The sequence below is a fragment of the Streptomyces sp. col6 genome (assembly GCF_008042035.1).
Classification (GTDB): Bacteria; Actinomycetota; Actinomycetes; order Streptomycetales; family Streptomycetaceae; genus Streptomyces.
The window spans coordinates 319,527-334,611 of sequence record NZ_RDBL01000006.1 but is presented as its reverse complement, the minus strand read 5'-3'; the positions used below and the strand labels follow the sequence as shown (position 1 = coordinate 334,611).

General features: G+C 72.0%; 16 protein-coding genes. 12 read left to right on the top strand and 4 right to left on the bottom strand.

Annotated features, from left to right (window positions below; genetic code table 11):
• The first annotated feature begins 154 nt into the window (after nucleotides 1-154).
• The 5 genes from EAO73_RS35845 (at nucleotide 155) to EAO73_RS05500 (ending at nucleotide 3,445) form a co-directional block, all read left to right on the top strand.
• Nucleotides 155-313 carry a hypothetical protein gene (locus EAO73_RS35845; RefSeq protein ID WP_191133947.1) on the top strand — a complete coding sequence of 53 codons (159 nt, stop codon included), beginning with the start codon at nucleotides 155-157 and terminating at the stop codon, nucleotides 311-313.
• An 11-nt stretch (nucleotides 314-324) separates the two neighbouring features.
• Entirely contained in the window at nucleotides 325-1,146 is an 822-nt protein-coding gene (locus EAO73_RS05515) for a helix-turn-helix domain-containing protein (protein ID WP_147970342.1), read from the top strand.
• Between the two features lie 37 nt (nucleotides 1,147-1,183).
• On the top strand, nucleotides 1,184-1,723 hold the full coding sequence (locus EAO73_RS05510; protein WP_147970341.1) for a GNAT family N-acetyltransferase: 540 nt from the start codon (nucleotides 1,184-1,186) through the stop codon (nucleotides 1,721-1,723).
• Between the two features lie 105 nt (nucleotides 1,724-1,828).
• Nucleotides 1,829-2,668, top strand: a complete 840-nt coding sequence (locus EAO73_RS05505) for an NAD(P)H-binding protein (RefSeq protein ID WP_147970340.1) — start codon at nucleotides 1,829-1,831, stop codon at nucleotides 2,666-2,668.
• A gap of 42 nt (nucleotides 2,669-2,710) precedes the next feature.
• Entirely contained in the window at nucleotides 2,711-3,445 is a 735-nt protein-coding gene (locus tag EAO73_RS05500) for a Mut7-C RNAse domain-containing protein (RefSeq protein ID WP_147970339.1), read from the top strand.
• A gap of 11 nt (nucleotides 3,446-3,456) precedes the next feature.
• Here EAO73_RS05500 and EAO73_RS05495 read toward each other — a convergent pair whose 3' ends face one another.
• On the bottom strand, nucleotides 3,457-3,939 hold the full coding sequence (locus EAO73_RS05495) for a MarR family winged helix-turn-helix transcriptional regulator (RefSeq protein WP_147970338.1): 483 nt from the start codon (nucleotides 3,937-3,939) through the stop codon (nucleotides 3,457-3,459).
• Nucleotides 3,940-3,998: 59 nt separating this feature from the next.
• Here EAO73_RS05495 and EAO73_RS05490 point away from each other — a divergent pair, with 59 nt between their 5' ends.
• Together EAO73_RS05490 and EAO73_RS05485 are read left to right on the top strand one after the other, a co-directional pair.
• The gene (locus tag EAO73_RS05490) at nucleotides 3,999-4,334 is read left to right on the top strand and encodes a YnfA family protein (protein ID WP_093708295.1); all 336 of its coding nucleotides are present in this window, start codon (nucleotides 3,999-4,001) and stop codon (nucleotides 4,332-4,334) included.
• 69 nt (nucleotides 4,335-4,403) lie between these two features.
• Complete coding sequence (locus EAO73_RS05485) at nucleotides 4,404-5,162, top strand: SDR family NAD(P)-dependent oxidoreductase (protein WP_147970337.1); 759 nt, start codon at nucleotides 4,404-4,406, stop codon at nucleotides 5,160-5,162.
• A 28-nt stretch (nucleotides 5,163-5,190) separates the two neighbouring features.
• Here EAO73_RS05485 and EAO73_RS05480 read toward each other — a convergent pair whose 3' ends face one another.
• A complete protein-coding gene (locus EAO73_RS05480) occupies nucleotides 5,191-6,384 on the bottom strand; it encodes an RtcB family protein (RefSeq protein ID WP_147970336.1) in 1,194 nt (397 codons plus the stop codon).
• 170 nt (nucleotides 6,385-6,554) lie between these two features.
• Between EAO73_RS05480 and EAO73_RS05475 the strand changes: the two genes are divergently transcribed.
• The 3 genes from EAO73_RS05475 to EAO73_RS05465 all read left to right on the top strand — a co-directional run bounded on the left by EAO73_RS05475 (nucleotide 6,555) and on the right by EAO73_RS05465 (nucleotide 9,932).
• Nucleotides 6,555-7,394, top strand: coding sequence for a DUF3558 domain-containing protein (locus tag EAO73_RS05475; RefSeq protein ID WP_147971404.1), 840 nt, complete (start codon nucleotides 6,555-6,557; stop codon nucleotides 7,392-7,394).
• Between the two features lie 189 nt (nucleotides 7,395-7,583).
• Nucleotides 7,584-8,411 carry a DUF3558 domain-containing protein gene (locus EAO73_RS05470; RefSeq protein WP_147970335.1) on the top strand — a complete coding sequence of 276 codons (828 nt, stop codon included), beginning with the start codon at nucleotides 7,584-7,586 and terminating at the stop codon, nucleotides 8,409-8,411.
• Between the two features lie 159 nt (nucleotides 8,412-8,570).
• A complete protein-coding gene (locus tag EAO73_RS05465; RefSeq protein WP_147971403.1) occupies nucleotides 8,571-9,932 on the top strand; it encodes a DUF2637 domain-containing protein in 1,362 nt (453 codons plus the stop codon).
• A gap of 59 nt (nucleotides 9,933-9,991) precedes the next feature.
• Here the strand turns inward: EAO73_RS05465 and lysS are convergent, their stop codons facing one another.
• The gene (gene lysS, locus EAO73_RS05460) at nucleotides 9,992-11,752 is read right to left on the bottom strand and encodes a lysine--tRNA ligase (RefSeq protein ID WP_147971402.1); all 1,761 of its coding nucleotides are present in this window, start codon (nucleotides 11,750-11,752) and stop codon (nucleotides 9,992-9,994) included.
• A gap of 203 nt (nucleotides 11,753-11,955) precedes the next feature.
• On the opposite strand from lysS, the gene EAO73_RS05455 reads away from it, so the two are divergent.
• Nucleotides 11,956-12,372 carry an ATP-binding protein gene (locus tag EAO73_RS05455; RefSeq protein WP_224756187.1) on the top strand — a complete coding sequence of 139 codons (417 nt, stop codon included), beginning with the start codon at nucleotides 11,956-11,958 and terminating at the stop codon, nucleotides 12,370-12,372.
• Nucleotides 12,373-12,402: 30 nt separating this feature from the next.
• On the opposite strand, the gene EAO73_RS05450 is transcribed toward EAO73_RS05455, so the two are convergent.
• On the bottom strand, nucleotides 12,403-13,638 hold the full coding sequence (locus EAO73_RS05450) for a phospholipase D-like domain-containing protein (RefSeq protein ID WP_147970334.1): 1,236 nt from the start codon (nucleotides 13,636-13,638) through the stop codon (nucleotides 12,403-12,405).
• Nucleotides 13,639-13,781: 143 nt separating this feature from the next.
• Between EAO73_RS05450 and EAO73_RS05445 the strand changes: the two genes are divergently transcribed.
• Entirely contained in the window at nucleotides 13,782-15,044 is a 1,263-nt protein-coding gene (locus EAO73_RS05445; RefSeq protein ID WP_147970333.1) for a choice-of-anchor A family protein, read from the top strand.
• The last annotated feature ends 41 nt before the right edge of the window (nucleotides 15,045-15,085 follow it).

The following is a 15,085-nucleotide window of genomic DNA, read 5'->3' as shown; positions in this document are numbered from 1 at the left end:
TAGGGCCGTCAACAACGCGCCCACCTGTGGTCATGTGCTCGAAGGACACCTGTAGGCCAGCCGGATCCGGCCATTCAATGGCCGAAGAGTGATCTTCAGTCCGCCCGTCCGCCCTGCCGATGCAGGAGGCACCGCCCTCCCGAAGGAGGCTGCCATGGGCGACACACTCCTGATCCTGTCCATCCCCGCGCTGCTCCTCGCCAGCGGCCTCTACACGGTGGCGAGCACCTGGTGGAGGCGCCGGCATCCCGCGCCGCCGTCCCCGTACACCCAGCAGGCCGCGCGACTGGCCGAGGGCCGGGACCAGCCCTAGGATCTCCCGTCATGTCCGGTCACGAAGGTCCCCGGCGCGACACCCGGGGCATCGTCGACGCGCCCGAGCTGTTCGCGCACGTACAGTTCCGGCGCCGCGAGCCCGCGGCCGCGCTGCGGCCGTATCTGGAGCACTACTGGCTGATCGACTGGGACCTCTCCCAGCCGTACGCCTCCCATCTCGTCCCGCACCCCAGCGTCAACCTCGTCTTCGAGCGGTACGCGGGCTGCGGCGACGAGGAGGCGGGGTACGCCGAGGTCTCGGGCATCGGCCTGGAGCTGTTCACGCAGAAGCTGGAGGGGCGCGGGCGGGTGTGCGGGGTGCAGTTCCGGCCGGGCGGCTTCCGGCCCTTCGCGCCCGGGGCACCCGTCTCGCGGTGGACGGGCCGGCGGCTGCCGGTGGCCAACGTGTTCGCGCCGCCCGCCCCGCCCGCCGCCGTGCTGGACCCGGAGGCCGAGGACGACCGGATCGCCGCGCTCGACGCGTATCTGCTGGCGCTGGGCCCCGAGCCCGACCCGCGCGCCGATCTGGCGATGGCCCTGGTGGACCTGGTGCGCACCGACCGCACGATCCTGCGCGTCGACGGACTCGCCCGCGCCGAGGGGGTGTCGGCCCGCTCGCTGCAACGGCTGTTCGCCGCGTACGTGGGCGTCGGGCCCAAGTGGGTCATCCTGCGCTACCGCATCCACGAGGCGCTGGAGCGGGCCGGCGCGGGCCCGGACGTGGACTGGGCGGCCCTCGCCGCCGACCTCGGCTACAGCGACCAGGCGCACCTGGTCAGGGACTTCACGGCGACGCTCGGGGTACCGCCCACCGCGCTGGCCGCCCGCTGAGACCCCCACTGTCAGTGCCGCGTCCTACAGTGCGTTCATGGCCGATGTGCAGCGCACCACAGCGTCATCCGTACGGATCGAGCCCTGGTCGGACGACGACCTGGAGCTGCTCCGCAGCGCCAACGCACCGGAGCTGATGGCCCATCTGGGCGGCCCGGAGACGGAGGAGCAGCTGGCAGGGCGCCACGCGCGCTACGTGGCGCTGAGCGCCGACCGGACGGGCCGGGGGCGGATGTTCCGCATCGCCCTGGCCGGCGGGGCGGAGGCGGTGGGCACCATCGGCTTCTGGGAGCGGCCCTGGCGGGACCAGGAGGTGTACGAGACGGGCTGGACGGTGCTCCCGGAGTTCCAGGGCCTGGGCATCGCATCGGCCGCGACGCGCGCGGTGGCCGAGGCGGCGCGCGCCGAGCGCAAGCACCGCTATCTGCACGCCTATCCGTCCGTGGACAACGGCCCGTCGAACGGCGTGTGCCGCAAGGCGGGCTTCACGCTGCTCGGTGAGTGCGAGATCGAGTACCCGCCGGGCCACCCGCTGCTGACGAACGACTGGCGGCTGGACCTGCGCGCCGACGGCTGAGGAGAGGGCGGCTCAATTCGTTTGACGGCTGCCGCCGCCTCCTGGATATTTATCTGCGCCGCGCAGCCTGTGCGCGGCGCACGTAACCATCGGGGAGATCACCTCATGCTCACGCTCGTCACCGGATGCCGCGGCCGCGTCGGCTCCGCGCTCACCGCCCTCCTCCACCGGGGCGGCCACCCCGTCCGCGCCGCCTCGCGCAACGCCGCCGAGCTGACCCCGCCGCCCGGCGTCCCCGCCGTGAGCTGCGACCTCGGCGACCCGAGCACGTTCCCCGAGGCACTGAAGGGCGTCGGCTCCGTCTTCCTGTACGCGGAGCCCGCGCACATCGACGCCTTCCTCACCGCCGCACAGGAAGCCGGAGTACGCCACATCGTGCTGCTGTCCTCCAGCTCGGTCCTCCTCCCGGACCCGGCCTCCAACCCCATCGCCGCCGCGCACCACGCGGTGGAGCAGGCCCTGCTCGCCTCGCCGCTCACCGCGACCCTGCTGCGCCCCGGCGCCTTCGCCACCAACGCCTACGGCTGGGCCGGCTCCTTCCGCTCCGGGCGCCCCGTCGACCTGCCCTACCCCCGCAGCGAGGGCAGCCCCATCGACGAGAACGACATCGCCGAGGCCGCCTGCGCCGCGCTCACCGACCCGGCACTCCAGGGCGCCGCGTACCACCTCACCGGCCCCGCGTCCCTCAGCGCCGCCGAGCAGGTCCGCATCCTGGCCGAAGCGGCCGGCACCCCGGCCGTGGTCAACGAGGTGAGCCCGGCCGCCTGGAAGGAGGCGATGTCCTCGTTCATGCCGGCGGAGGTCGCCGACGGGCTGCTCTCCTACTGGGCGTCCACCGACGGCGTCCCCGCCGAAGTGGCCGACGGGGTGGAGAAGCTGACCGGCCGCCCGGCCCGCACGTTCGCCGACTGGGCCGCCGGGCACGCCGCCGCCTTCCGCCCCTGAAATCCAGGGGCGGCGCACGGACCCCGATGGCATCCTGACCGGGTGAACGGACCGGAGATCCACCTCGAAGTCGCCCCCGCGCTCAGGCTTTTCGTGGCCCACGGGCGCCGGCAGGGGCGGACGCCGGTGATCACCGACGGCTCGTCCACGCTCGGCCATGTCGTCGAGTCCCTGGGCATCCCGCTCACCGAGGCGGGCGAACTCCTCGTCGACGGCCGCCCGGCCCCCGTCTCGCACATCCCGGCGGCGGGGGAGGTCGTCGAGGTCCGCCCGGTCCCCCGCCCGCAGCACGTCCCGGGCGCGCCCCTGCGCTTCCTGCTCGACGTCCACCTCGGCACGCTCGCCCGCCGGCTGCGGCTGCTCGGCGTCGACGCCGCGTACGAGAGCGAGGACATCGGCGACCCGGCCCTGGCCGCGCTCTCGGCGAAGGAGAAGCGCGTCCTGCTCTCCCGGGACCGGGGGCTGCTGCACCGCCGGGAGATCTGGGCGGGTGCGTACGTCTACAGCGACCGCCCGGACGAACAGCTGCGCGACGTGCTGGAGCGGTTCGCGCCGGTGCTCGCCCCGTGGACCCGGTGCACCGCGTGCAACGGCCCGCTGGCGGAGGCCGACAAGGACTCGGTCGGCCCGCACCTGGAGCACGGCACGCGCCGCTCGTACGACGTGTTCGCGCAGTGCGTGGAGTGCGGCCGGGTCTACTGGCGCGGCGCGCACCACGCCCGGCTGGAGGCGATCGTCGCGGAGGCGGTCCGCGACTTCGGCCCGGTGGCCGGCTGAGGGACGCGCGCTCAGGCGTCGCCCTCGCGCAGCCGCGCGATCTGGGTCGCGCTCAGCTCCACCGTGCGCCGCATATGGGTGAGGAGCAGGGCCGCCTCCTCGTCGTCGTACGCGTCGAACAGCCCGTCCCAGCCGCCGTTCAACCGCTTCCAGACCGCGCCGACCTCCGCCATCCGCTCGGGCACGGTCGCCACGAGCACCCGCCGCCGGTCCTCGGTGTCCCGGGCGCGCGTCACGTAACCGGCGCGCTCCAGCCGGTCCACCAGCCGGGTCGCCGAGCCCGTCGTGAGCCCGGTCAGCTCCGCGATGCGCCCCGTGGTGACGGGCGCCGCCTCCAGGCTGAGCAGGTTCAGGCACTGGAGGTCGGTGGGGTGCACCCCCAGCCGGTCGGCGACGGCCTGGTTGAACAGCGCGTACGCGGCCATGTAGCGCCGCGACACGGTGGACAGCTCGGCCAGCAGGGCGCTGCGGCGGGGGGACGGCTTCGGCGGCATGCGGAGAGTGTACGAAGCGCGAGGTCACAGCAGGGTGCGGGCCATGACACCCTGCCCCCATGTCCGTGCTCCGCTCCATCGCCCTGTTCGTCCTCGCCGCGCTCTTCGAGATCGGCGGCGCCTGGCTCGTCTGGCAGGGCGTACGGGAGAACCGTGGCTGGGCCTGGATCGGCGCGGGGATCATCGCGCTCGGCACATACGGCTTCGTGGCGACGCTCCAGCCGGACGGCGAGTTCGGACGGGTGCTCGCGGCGTACGGCGGGGTCTTCGTGGCGGGCTCCATCGCCTGGGGCATGGCCGCCGACGGCTACCGGCCGGACCGCTGGGACGTGACGGGCGCGCTGATCTGCCTGGCCGGGATGGCCGTGATCATGTACGCCCCCCGCAACCACTGACCCCCGCCGGACCTGCCTATCCTGGCCCCGTTGGACCGTACCGATCAGCCGTCCGAGGAGAGCCCGACCATGGCCGCATCCCCCATCGCCGTCATCACCGGAGCGAGCAGCGGCATCGGCGCCGCGACCGCCCGGCAGCTGGCGGCCTCCGGCTACCGCGTCGTGCTCACCGCCCGCCGCAAGGACCGCATCGAGGCCCTGGCCGCCGAGATCACCGAGGCGGGCCACCAGGCCACGGCCTACGCGCTGGACGTCACGGACCGGGCCGCGGTCGACGAGTTCGCCACCGCCTTCCGCAGCCTCGCCGTCCTGGTCAACAACGCGGGCGGCGCGCTCGGGGCCGACCCGGTCGCCACGGGCGACCCGCAGGACTGGCGCCAGATGTACGAGACCAACGTCATCGGCACGCTCAACGTGACCCAGGCCCTGCTGCCCGCCCTCACCGCGAGCGGCGACGGCACGGTGGTCATCCTCTCCTCGACGGCCGGCCTGTCCACGTACGAGGGCGGCGGCGGGTACGTGGCCGCCAAGCACGGCGAACACGTCCTGGCCGAGACCCTGCGCCTGGAGATCGTCGGCACCCCGGTCCGCGTGATCGAGATCGCCCCCGGCATGGTCAGGACCGAGGAGTTCGCCACCACGCGCTTCCGGGGCGACAAGGAGAAGGCGGCGAAGGTCTACGCGGGCGTCGAGGCCCCCCTCACCGCCGACGACGTGGCCGACACGATCAACTGGGCGGTCACCCGCCCCAGCCACGTCAACATCGACCTGCTGGTCGTCCGCCCCCGCGCCCAGGCCTCCAACTCGAAGGTGCACCGCACGGCGTGAAGCGGCCGGGCGCCCCGGGCGGGGCGCCTCAGCCCTTCACGCAGATGACCTGCTTCAGCTTCGCGACGACCTCGACCAGGTCGCGCTGCTGGTCGATGACCTTCTCGATCGGCTTGTAGGCGCCCGGGATCTCGTCGACGACCCCGGAGTCCTTGCGGCACTCGACGCCCCGCGTCTGGTCCGCCAGGTCCTTCGTGGAGAAGCGCTTCTTCGCCGCGTTCCGGCTCATCTTGCGGCCCGCGCCGTGCGAGGCCGAGTTGAAGGACTTCTCGTTGCCGAGGCCCTTCACGATGTACGAACCAGTGCCCATCGAGCCCGGGATGATCCCGTAGTCGCCGGAGCCGGCCCGGATCGCGCCCTTACGGGTGACGAGCAGGTCCATCCCGTCGTACCGCTCCTCCGCCACGTAGTTGTGGTGGCAGGAGATGACCGGTTCGAAGGTCACCTTGGCCTTCTTGAACTCCTTGCGGACGACGTTCTGGAAGAGCGCCATCATGACCGCGCGGTTGTGCTTCGCGTACTCCTGCGCCCAGAAGAGGTCGTTGCGGTACTCCCGCATCGGCTCGGTGTCCGCGAGGAACACCGCGAGGTCGCGGTCGACCAGGCCCTGGTTGTGCGACAGCCCCTGCGCCCGGCCGATGTGGAAGTCGGCCAGTTCCTTGCCGATGTTCCGCGATCCGGAGTGCAGCATCAGCCAGACCGAGCCCGCCTCGTCGAGACAGAACTCGATGAAGTGGTTGCCGCTTCCGAGCGTCCCCATCTGCTTCGTGGCACGTTCCTGACGGAACTTGACCGCTTCGGCCACTCCGTCGAACCGGTCCCAGAAGTCGTCCCAGCCCCGGGCCGCGAGGCCGTACAGACCGGACGGGTCCACCGGGTCGTCGTGCATCCCCCGGCCGACCGGGATGGCCTGCTCGATCTTCGAGCGGAGGCCGGAGAGGTCGCCGGGCAGGTCGTTGGCGGTCAGCGAGGTCTTCACCGCAGACATGCCGCAGCCGATGTCCACGCCGACCGCCGCCGGGCAGACCGCCCCGTGCATCGCGATCACCGAGCCGACCGTGGCGCCCTTGCCGAAGTGGACGTCGGGCATGACGGCCAGGCCCTTGATCCACGGCAGCGTCGCGACGTTGCGCAGCTGCTGCATCGCCACGTCCTCGACCGACGCCGGATCGGTCCACATCCGGATGGGTACCTGCGCACCCGGTACCTCTACGTACGACATAACCCCTCGATTCCCCCGGAAAGTCTGAAAGCGCAAAACCGGCGCCAAGATCGGCAAAAAGGTCGGCCGACCGGCGTTCACAGCGGCGCGTGCGATACACATTGTGTTCACCGGCCGCCATCGAGCGGCAACCGTTTTTCGCACGAAGGGAGCCCAGGAACGTGCGACGAATGGCGTACGCGACCGGCGCCGTGCTCATCGCCGCGCTCGCCGCCGGCTGCACCGGCGATGCCGGAACCGGCGATTCCGACGCCGACGGCAAGCCGGGCATCACGACCACGTCCGCCGCTCCCCCGGGCAAGTACCGCACGCTCCCCGACGCCTGCCGCGCCATCCCGCTCGCCACGCTCAAGGACCTGCTCCCGGGCACCGCGAACATGCCCGACGCCCAGCAGGAGAAGGCGTTCGAGGGCTCCGCGACGGTCACGTACGACACGGACCGGCGGATCGGCTGCCGCTGGAAGACCGATGTCCCCGAGGGCACCCGCAGCATCCACCTCGACTTCGAGCGCGTGGTCTCCTACGACACCGCCGTGAGCGACGACGACCGCGCCCGCGAGGTGTACGCGAAGAAGGAGGCCGCCGCCGACCTGCCCGACGCCGCCGTGACGCCGGGCGAGACCCCCGACGCCTCCCCTTCCGGCTCCGACGGCGCGGACGCGGGCACGGACGCCGGCACGGACGGCCCGACCGCCAAGAACAGTGACAAGGACGGCACCGGGGACCCGGGCAGCACCGGAGGCACCACACCCGGCAGCCCCGCCGACAGCCTCCAGCCCCGCCTGCTCGAACAGCTCGGCGACAGCGCGTTCCTGGACGACGTGCTCACCCGGGCCGGTTCACCGGCCCGCCACCGCACCGTGAGCGTGGTGTTCCGCACATCCAACGTCATCGTGACCGTCGAGTACACGGCCCAGCCGGCCCTCTCCGCCGAGGTGCCCGACAGCAAGGAACTCCAGGAGAAGGCCCAGGCACTGGCCCGTCAGCTGGTCGATTCGTTCAACGACTGACACCGCGCCCGGCCCGCCGGAATCGCCCGCCGGCCGCCCCCGGGCCCGGCCGGCGAAGGCGGCATCCGGGCGCCGTCCGTCGTACCGTGGCCCTCCGGAGCCACCGGCGGCCGGCCGCCGCCCCGGTCTCCGCACGCGTACCGCCGCACCACCGTCCCCCGACCGCCGCGCCATCCGAGTGAAGGAACCATGCACCGATCAGCCCCGCGACTCACCCGCATACTCGCCTGCGCCGCCGTCCCGGTGATGCTCGTCGTCGCCGGCTGCTCGTCGGACTCCGACGGCAAGAAGGACGCGGACACGTCCGCCTCCGCCTCGCCCGACGCGACGAAGTCGGAACCTTCCGTCGAGGCCGCGAAGTTCGCCGCGCTGCCCGACCCCTGCTCGTCGGTCGAGTCGAAGACCGTCAAGTCGCTGGTCCCCTCGGCCAAGAGCAAGAACGGCACCCGCAGCAAGTCCAGCGACGCGTCCGTCCGGGGCGGCTGCTCCTGGAACGGCCTGGACGACAAGGGCGTCAAGGGCTCCCAGTACCGCTGGCTCGACGTGAGCTTCACCCGCTTCGCCTCGGACCAGACCCTGGGCAGCGGGGCCGCCCGCGCCGGGGACGAGCTCTCCAAGCAGGTCAAGAAGACCGAGGCGACCGACGGCGCGAAGAACGTCGCGACCGAGACCGTCAGCGGCATCGGCGACCAGGCCACCAAGGTCACGTACGACCAGTCCAAGACGGGTGAGGACTTCCGGTTCGCGACGATCGTGGCCCGTACGGGGAACGTCGTCGTGGTCGTCAACTACAACGGCGCCGGTTACGCGGGTTCGAAGACCCCGACCGCCGAGAGCGTCCTGAAGGGCGCCACGATGGCGGCCGAGGACGCGGTCGCCGCCGTGGCGGACGCCAACAAGAGCGCGGCCGAGAGCCCGAAGGCGACCGACAAGGCGACCGACAAGTCCTCGGACGAGTCCTCCAAGGAGCCGTCGAAGAAGCCGAGTTCGTCGGCCAAGTCGAAGTCCTCGGACTGACCCCCGGGGCCGCCCCCGCCCCTCCCCCCGCGACACCCGTCGCACACATGTGCCAGGCTGTGCCCGCCGGAAACAAGCCAAGTCCGCGCCAAGTCGGCGCCAGGACAAGGCAAAGGCACCGAGGACAAGGGAACAGGGAGGGGATGAGGGGTGGCTGCGATGCAGCTGACGCGTACGCACCGGGTGCTGATCGGCCTGGTTGTGGCCGGCGCGGTCCTGATCGCCGCGATCGGCTTCGCCGGTTCGTACGCGGCGGTGCGTGAGCTGGCCCTGAGCAAGGGGTTCGGGGACTTCTCGCTGGTCTTCCCGATCGGCATCGACGCGGGCATCTGCGTCCTGCTGGCGCTGGACCTGCTGCTGACCTGGCTGCGCATCCCGTTCCCGCTGCTGCGCCAGACCGCCTGGCTGCTGACGGCCGCGACGATCGCGTTCAACGGCGCCGCCGCCTGGCCCGACCCGCTCGGCGTCGGCATGCACGCGGTCATCCCCGTCCTCTTCGTCGTCGCCGTCGAGGCCGCCCGCCACGCGGTGGGCCGGATCGCGGACATCACCGCCGACAAGCACATGGAGGGCGTCCGCCTCACCCGGTGGCTGCTCTCCCCCATCCCCACCTTCCGCCTCTGGCGCCGGATGAAGCTGTGGGAGCTGCGCAGCTACGAGCAGGTCATCAAGCTCGAACAGGACCGGCTCATCTACCAGGCCCGCCTCCAGGCCCGCTACGGCCGCACCTGGCGCCGCCGCGCCCCCGTCGAGTCCCTGATGCCGCTGCGCCTCGCGAAGTACGGCGTCCCGCTCGCCGAGACCGGCCCCGCGGGTCTGGCCGCCGCCGGCATCGAACCGGCACTGCTGCCGCCGGCCCCGGAGACGCCCGCCGCGGAGACGGCCGTCCCGGCCGCCGTCGAGACCGCCCAGCAGCACCCGGAACTGCCGCAGGCCGCGGCTCCGGACGGCCCCGCCGTACCGGAGGAGTGGCAGCAGCCCCAGGAGCACCCCCAGCAGTCCCAGGACCCGCAGGACCCGCAGGACCCGCAGGCACCGCAGGCACCGCAGGCACCCGGGCAGCCCGCCTCCGACGACAACCCGTGGTTCCCGTCGCAGGCGACCGCCAAGGTCTACGAGGGCGGCTACGACCCCGGCTACGAGGCCGAGGGCCCGACGCCGCACCAGGTCCCCACCGGTCCGGGCGGCCGCACCCGCCCCCTGGGCAATGTGGGCACGGTCGGCAGCGGCGGCCCGGACGGCCGGCAGGAGCTTCCCGTTCCTGTTCCCGTTCCCACCCCCGCGCCCGCGCCCGTCGATGAATGGGCGCAGGAGGACGAGGAGTTCGCGCAGATCGCGTACGAGGTGTTCTCCGCGTTCGTCGCCGAGAACAACGACTACCCGAGCGTCGCGGTGCTCGACATACACCTCTCGGACGGCCACAACGTCCGCCACCCGCGCGGCGAGGCGCTGATCCGGCAGCTGATGCCGGAGTTCAAGCGGCGCTTCCACGAGGAGCTGGAAGCCGACCACATCGCATAAGCGCGTCACGCACGAGGGGCCGCCTCCCACCCGGGAGACGGCCCCTCGACGTATCCGTACTACGCGCCCAGCAGCCTGCGCACCCGGTCCGCCCCCACCGCGAGCAGCAGCGTGGGCAGACGCGGGCCCGTGTCGCGGCTGACGAGCAGCCGGTAGAGCAGGGCGAAGAAGGACCGCTGGGCGGTCTTCAGCTCGGGCGTCGGCTTGGCGTCGGGCTCCAGGCCCGCGAGGACCTTCGGCACGCCGTAGACGAGCGTGGTCAGGCCGTCGAGGGACCAGTGCGTGTCCAGGCCCTCCAGGAGCAGCCGCAGGGACTCGCGGCCCTCGTCGTCGAGCGAGCCCAGCAGCTCCTTGTCGGGCTCGTCGCGGACGACGGTGCGGGCCTCGGCCGGGACCTGGGTGGTGATCCAGCTCTCGGCGCGGTCGAGGCGCGGGCGGGCCTCGTCCAGCGAGGCGATCGGGTTCGCCGGGTCCAGCTCGCTGAGGATGCGCAGCGTCTGGTCCTGCGCACCGGCCGTGATGTCCGCGACCGAGGCGAGCGTCCGGTACGGCAGCGGGCGCGGCGTGCTCGGCAGCTCACCGGCCGCGGTGCCGACCGCACGGGCGTACGCGGCGGCGTCGGCGGGCAGCGCCGTGCCGTCGGCGATCTTGCGGGCCAGCGAGTCCCACTCGTCGTAGAGCCGCTGGATCTCCTGGTCGAAGGCGATCTTGAAGGACTGGTTGGGCCTGCGGCGGGCGTAGAGCCAGCGCAGCAGCGGGGCCTCCATGATCTTCAGCGCGTCGGCCGGGGTGGGTACCCCGCCCTTGCTGGAGGACATCTTGGCCATGCCGGAGATGCCGACGAAGGCGTACATCGGGCCGATCGGCTGGACGCCGTCGAAGACCTCGCGGACGATCTGGCCGCCGACGACGAACGAGGAGCCGGGCGAGGAGTGGTCGACGCCGCTGGGCTCGAAGATCACGCCCTCGTACGCCCAGCGCATGGGCCAGTCGACCTTCCAGACCAGCTTGCCCCGGTTGAACTCGCTCAGCCGGACCGTCTCGGCGAAGCCGCAGGCCGTGCAGGTGTAGTTCAGCTCGGTGGTGTCGTCGTCGTACGAGGTGACGGTGGTGAGGTCCTTCTCGCAGTTGCCGCAGTAGGGCTTGTACGGGAAGTAGCCGCCGGTGCCGCCGCTGCCGTCGTCCTCGCTCGCCGCGCCGGAGCCGGCCTCGGCCTCCAGCTCGGCCTCGTCGACCTTCTTCTGCTGGGGCTTCTTGCCGCCCTTGCCGCCGGCCGCCGGGTCCTTCTTGGTGCGGTAGCGGTCGAGGACGGCGTCGATGTCCGCGCGGTGGCGCATGGCGTGCAGGATCTGCTCGCGGTAGGTGCCCGCGAGGTACTGCTCCGTCTGGCTGATGCCGTCGTACTCGACGCCCAGCTCGTCCAGGGACGCGGTCATCGCGGCCTTGAAGTGCTCGGCCCAGTTCGGGTACGCGGACCCGGCCGGGGCGGGCACCGAGGTCAGCGGCTTGCCGATGTGCTCGGCCCAGGACTCGTCGACGCCGGGGACGCCGTTCGGCACCTTGCGGTACCGGTCGTAGTCGTCCCAGGAGATCAGGTGCCGGACGGTGTACCCGCGGCGGCGGATCTCGTCGGCGACCAGGTGCGGGGTCATGACCTCGCGGAGGTTCCCCAGGTGGATCGGGCCCGAAGGGGAGAGGCCGGAGGCGACGACGACCGGTTTGCCAGGCGCACGACGCTCCGATTCGGCGATGACCTCGTCCGCGAAGCGGGAGACCCAGTCGGTCTCGGTGCTGCTCTGACTCTGAGCCACGGTCGGCACGTCCTTCTCTCGGGTAGGACTCATAGGGGCACCGGCCATTCTCCCAGGTGTGGCCCGCAGAGCGAAAACGGCTTTGTCCACGCCCCCGGGGACCGGCGGACACCCCTGGACCCGGCCGCCCCGGAATTCATTCGGATACGCAACGGCCTCGGGGGCAAAAGAAGAATGCAGACGTTCTACCGATCCATTTCTGGGGGCGGAAGATGAGTGACCCTTGTACAGCACCTGAACCGTCTTCGCCCGAGGGCATTACCGAAACCGCACGCCCGCCGGCGAAAGCGGCGGAGGCGCGGGCGGTGGCTGCCGCATTCGTGGAGGCCCTCGACCCACCGCCGTCCCCCACGGCCGTCCAGGACCTGCTGCTCCTGGTGTCGGAGCTGGTGACGAACGCGGTACGGCATGCCGGATCGGTCACCGCGCTGGCCTTCGGCGCGGACGACAAGGCGCTGTACGTACAGGTCGCCGACCCCAGCCCGGAACGCCCGCGGCAGCGCGTCCCGGATATGACGGGCGCGGCGGGGGGATTCGGCTGGCCGCTGATCCTGCGGCTGGCCAGGAATGTCACCGTCCGGAATCACCCCCGCCGGGGAAAAGTCATCCTGGCCACGCTGGCACGCTGATTCCCGTGCCGGAACCGCTCGCGCGGGTGCTCACAGGAAGCGGCGCAGCGGTACGACCGAGGCCTCGCGGATCCGCTGCACGACCGGCCTGCGCCGCCACCGCCGGCCCTCGATGAGTTCGCTCACCGCCCGGTCCTGCTCGAAGTGGCCGTCCAGCGTCCCGGTGAACGCCCGGTCCAGCACGGCGAGCATGACCTCCTCGTCGTGGTCGAGGGAGCGGCGGTTGATGTTGGTGGAGCCGATGAGCGCGGCCACCCGGTCGACGGTGACGATCTTGGCGTGCATCATCGTCGGCCGGTAGTGGAAGATCTTCACCCCGCACTCCGTCAGCTGCTCGTAGTACAGCTGCCCGGCGAGCTGGCAGACCCGCTTGTCGGTGTGGGGGCCCGGGAGCAGGATCTCCACCTCGACGCCGCGCCGCGCCGCCGCGCACAGCAGTTCCACGAAGAAGGCGTCCGGCGCGAAGTAGGCCGTGGCGATCCTGACGCGCTCCTCGGCGGACTCCAGGACGACCCGGAGCAGCGTCTGCATGTCCTGCCAGCCGACGCTGGCCGAGCCGCGCACGACCTGCACCACGGCGTCGCCCTGCGGCGGGATGTTCCGGAACCGGTCGCGGTCGTCGAACAGTTCGTCGTGGCACTCGGCCCAGTTCTGCGCGAAGGCCGCCGCCAGACCGTCCACCGCGGGGCCCCGCACCTGGACGTGTGTGTCGCGCCACTCGTGCTCGTCGCGCGCGTCCCCGCACCACTCCTCGGCGATGCCCACGCCTCCGGTGAACGCCGTCTCCTCGTCCACCACGAGGACCTTGCGGTGGCAGCGGTGGTTCTGCTTCAGCGGGGAGAGGTAGAGCGGCTTGCGGAACCACGCGACCTGGACGCCCGCGTCCTCCATGGCGCGGAGCTGGTCCTTCTCTATGAGCCTGCTGCCGAACCCGTCGAGCAGCAGCCGCACCCGCACCCCGGCCCGCGCCCGTTCCGCCAGCGTGGCCGCGAACTCCTTCGCGATGTCACCGCGCCAGTAGACGAACGTCATCATGTCCACGGTGTGCCCGGCGCCCCGGATGGCGTCCAGCATCGCGGCGAAGATGGCGTCGCCGTTCCGCAGCGGGACCAGCGCGTTCCCCTCGGTCGCGGCGATCCCGATGAGCCGTTCCAGCCGTCGTCTGAGCCGGTGGGCGCGCTCGGTGAGGACCGCGTCCCCGGGGCCGGGGGATATCTCCGGGAGCTCCGGGCGGAGTTCCGGTCTGTCGTCCGTGCTGCTCGTCATGGCTCACCATCTGCCCCGGCGCCCCCGGCCCAACCCGCCCCATGGATCGCCTCATTGGTCTTGACCAATTTCCGTAAGTATGAGAATCATGACCGGAGTCGCCACAGAACCTTCATAACTGCTCTGCAGGAGAACCACGCACTATGCGCATACCGACCTCCGCCGCCCTCGCGGCGCTCGGCGGTGCCCTCGTTCTCGGGCTCACCGTCGCTCCGGCCGCCCAGGCCGCCCCCGCCACGGCGGACTGCACCACGGACGCCTTCGGGATCGCCGGGAAGTACGGCGAGTTCGTCCTCGGGGACGATGTCCACTCCCCCGACGCGGAAGGCGCCGTGGCCGTCGGCGGCAACGCCGACTTCCGGGGCGGGTTCAGCGTCGCCAACGAGCTGACGGCGGCGCAGGTCGACGCGCTGCCCGGCCGTGCCTCGCTCGTCGTGCGGGGCGACCTGCTCAACGGCGGTTCGGCCACCGTCGTGATGAAGGGCAACGCCGTCGTCGGCGGCGCGGTCAAGGACCGGGCCCTGGAGATGCACAACGGCACCTTCGCCAAGAAGGCCGATCTCATCGACTTCGACGGCGAGTTCACCAAACTGCGCGCCTACTCGGACGCCCTGGCCAAGGAAGCGGCCACGTCCGGCGCCTCGGTGAGCCTCGAAGGCAACCGGCTGACGCTGACCGGCACGGACAGCGGCCGCAACGTCTTCTCCGTCGAGGCGTCGCAACTGGAGAAGGCGAAGGAGGTCTTCGTCAAGGTCCCGGCCGGCGCGACGACGATCGTCAACGTCACAGGGCAGACGTACGACATGGCGACCGCCGGCACGACCGGCTTCTTCCTGTCGGGCGGTCAGGACTTCGTCCTGGACGACAAGCTGCAGAGCGCGAACGACGGCGCGGTCCGCGCCAAGCTGCTGTGGAACTTCCCGGACGCCACCAAGATCGTCAAGAACAGCCAGGCGGCCTGGCCGGGCAGCGTGCTCGCGCCCCGTGCCCACCTGGAGCTGGGCACGGCGGCCCCGGTCAACGGCTCGGTCTGGGTGGCCTCGCTGCACGGTTCGGGCGGCGCGGAGACGCACCACTTCCCGTTCACCGGCTGCCTCCCCGAGGTCCCCGGCACCGGCACCCCGACGCCCGGTACGACCCCGAGCGGCACGCCCTCGACGACGCCCCTGGCGACCACCACCCCGTCGCCCTCGGCCACCCCGTCCGGCACCGCCACCCCGTCCGGCACCCCGTCGGGCTCCACGACTCCGGGCGCCCCGGCCCCGTCGGCCAGCCCCTCGCAGCCCGAGGGTGACCTGGCCACGACCGGTAGCGGCAACATGATCCCGATCACCGTCGGAGGCGCCGCCGTCGTCGCCGCCGGTGCTGCCCTGGTCGTCATGGCCCGCCGCCGCAAGCGCGCCTGACCCCTCCGAGCGGTACGCGGTCCCCCGGGGGCCGCGTACCG

Coding starts and splice junctions, on each gene's coding strand:
- EAO73_RS35845 (WP_191133947.1), top strand. CDS start 155: ATGGGCGACACACTCCTGATCCTGTCCATCCCCGCGCTGCTCCTCGCC.
- EAO73_RS05515 (WP_147970342.1), top strand. CDS start 325: ATGTCCGGTCACGAAGGTCCCCGGCGCGACACCCGGGGCATCGTCGAC.
- EAO73_RS05510 (WP_147970341.1), top strand. CDS start 1,184: ATGGCCGATGTGCAGCGCACCACAGCGTCATCCGTACGGATCGAGCCC.
- EAO73_RS05505 (WP_147970340.1), top strand. CDS start 1,829: ATGCTCACGCTCGTCACCGGATGCCGCGGCCGCGTCGGCTCCGCGCTC.
- EAO73_RS05495 (WP_147970338.1), bottom strand. CDS start 3,939: ATGCCGCCGAAGCCGTCCCCCCGCCGCAGCGCCCTGCTGGCCGAGCTG.
- EAO73_RS05490 (WP_093708295.1), top strand. CDS start 3,999: ATGTCCGTGCTCCGCTCCATCGCCCTGTTCGTCCTCGCCGCGCTCTTC.
- EAO73_RS05485 (WP_147970337.1), top strand. CDS start 4,404: ATGGCCGCATCCCCCATCGCCGTCATCACCGGAGCGAGCAGCGGCATC.
- EAO73_RS05480 (WP_147970336.1), bottom strand. CDS start 6,384: ATGTCGTACGTAGAGGTACCGGGTGCGCAGGTACCCATCCGGATGTGG.
- EAO73_RS05475 (WP_147971404.1), top strand. CDS start 6,555: ATGGCGTACGCGACCGGCGCCGTGCTCATCGCCGCGCTCGCCGCCGGC.
- EAO73_RS05470 (WP_147970335.1), top strand. CDS start 7,584: ATGCACCGATCAGCCCCGCGACTCACCCGCATACTCGCCTGCGCCGCC.
- EAO73_RS05465 (WP_147971403.1), top strand. CDS start 8,571: ATGCAGCTGACGCGTACGCACCGGGTGCTGATCGGCCTGGTTGTGGCC.
- EAO73_RS05455 (WP_224756187.1), top strand. CDS start 11,956: ATGAGTGACCCTTGTACAGCACCTGAACCGTCTTCGCCCGAGGGCATT.
- EAO73_RS05450 (WP_147970334.1), bottom strand. CDS start 13,638: ATGACGAGCAGCACGGACGACAGACCGGAACTCCGCCCGGAGCTCCCG.
- EAO73_RS05445 (WP_147970333.1), top strand. CDS start 13,782: ATGCGCATACCGACCTCCGCCGCCCTCGCGGCGCTCGGCGGTGCCCTC.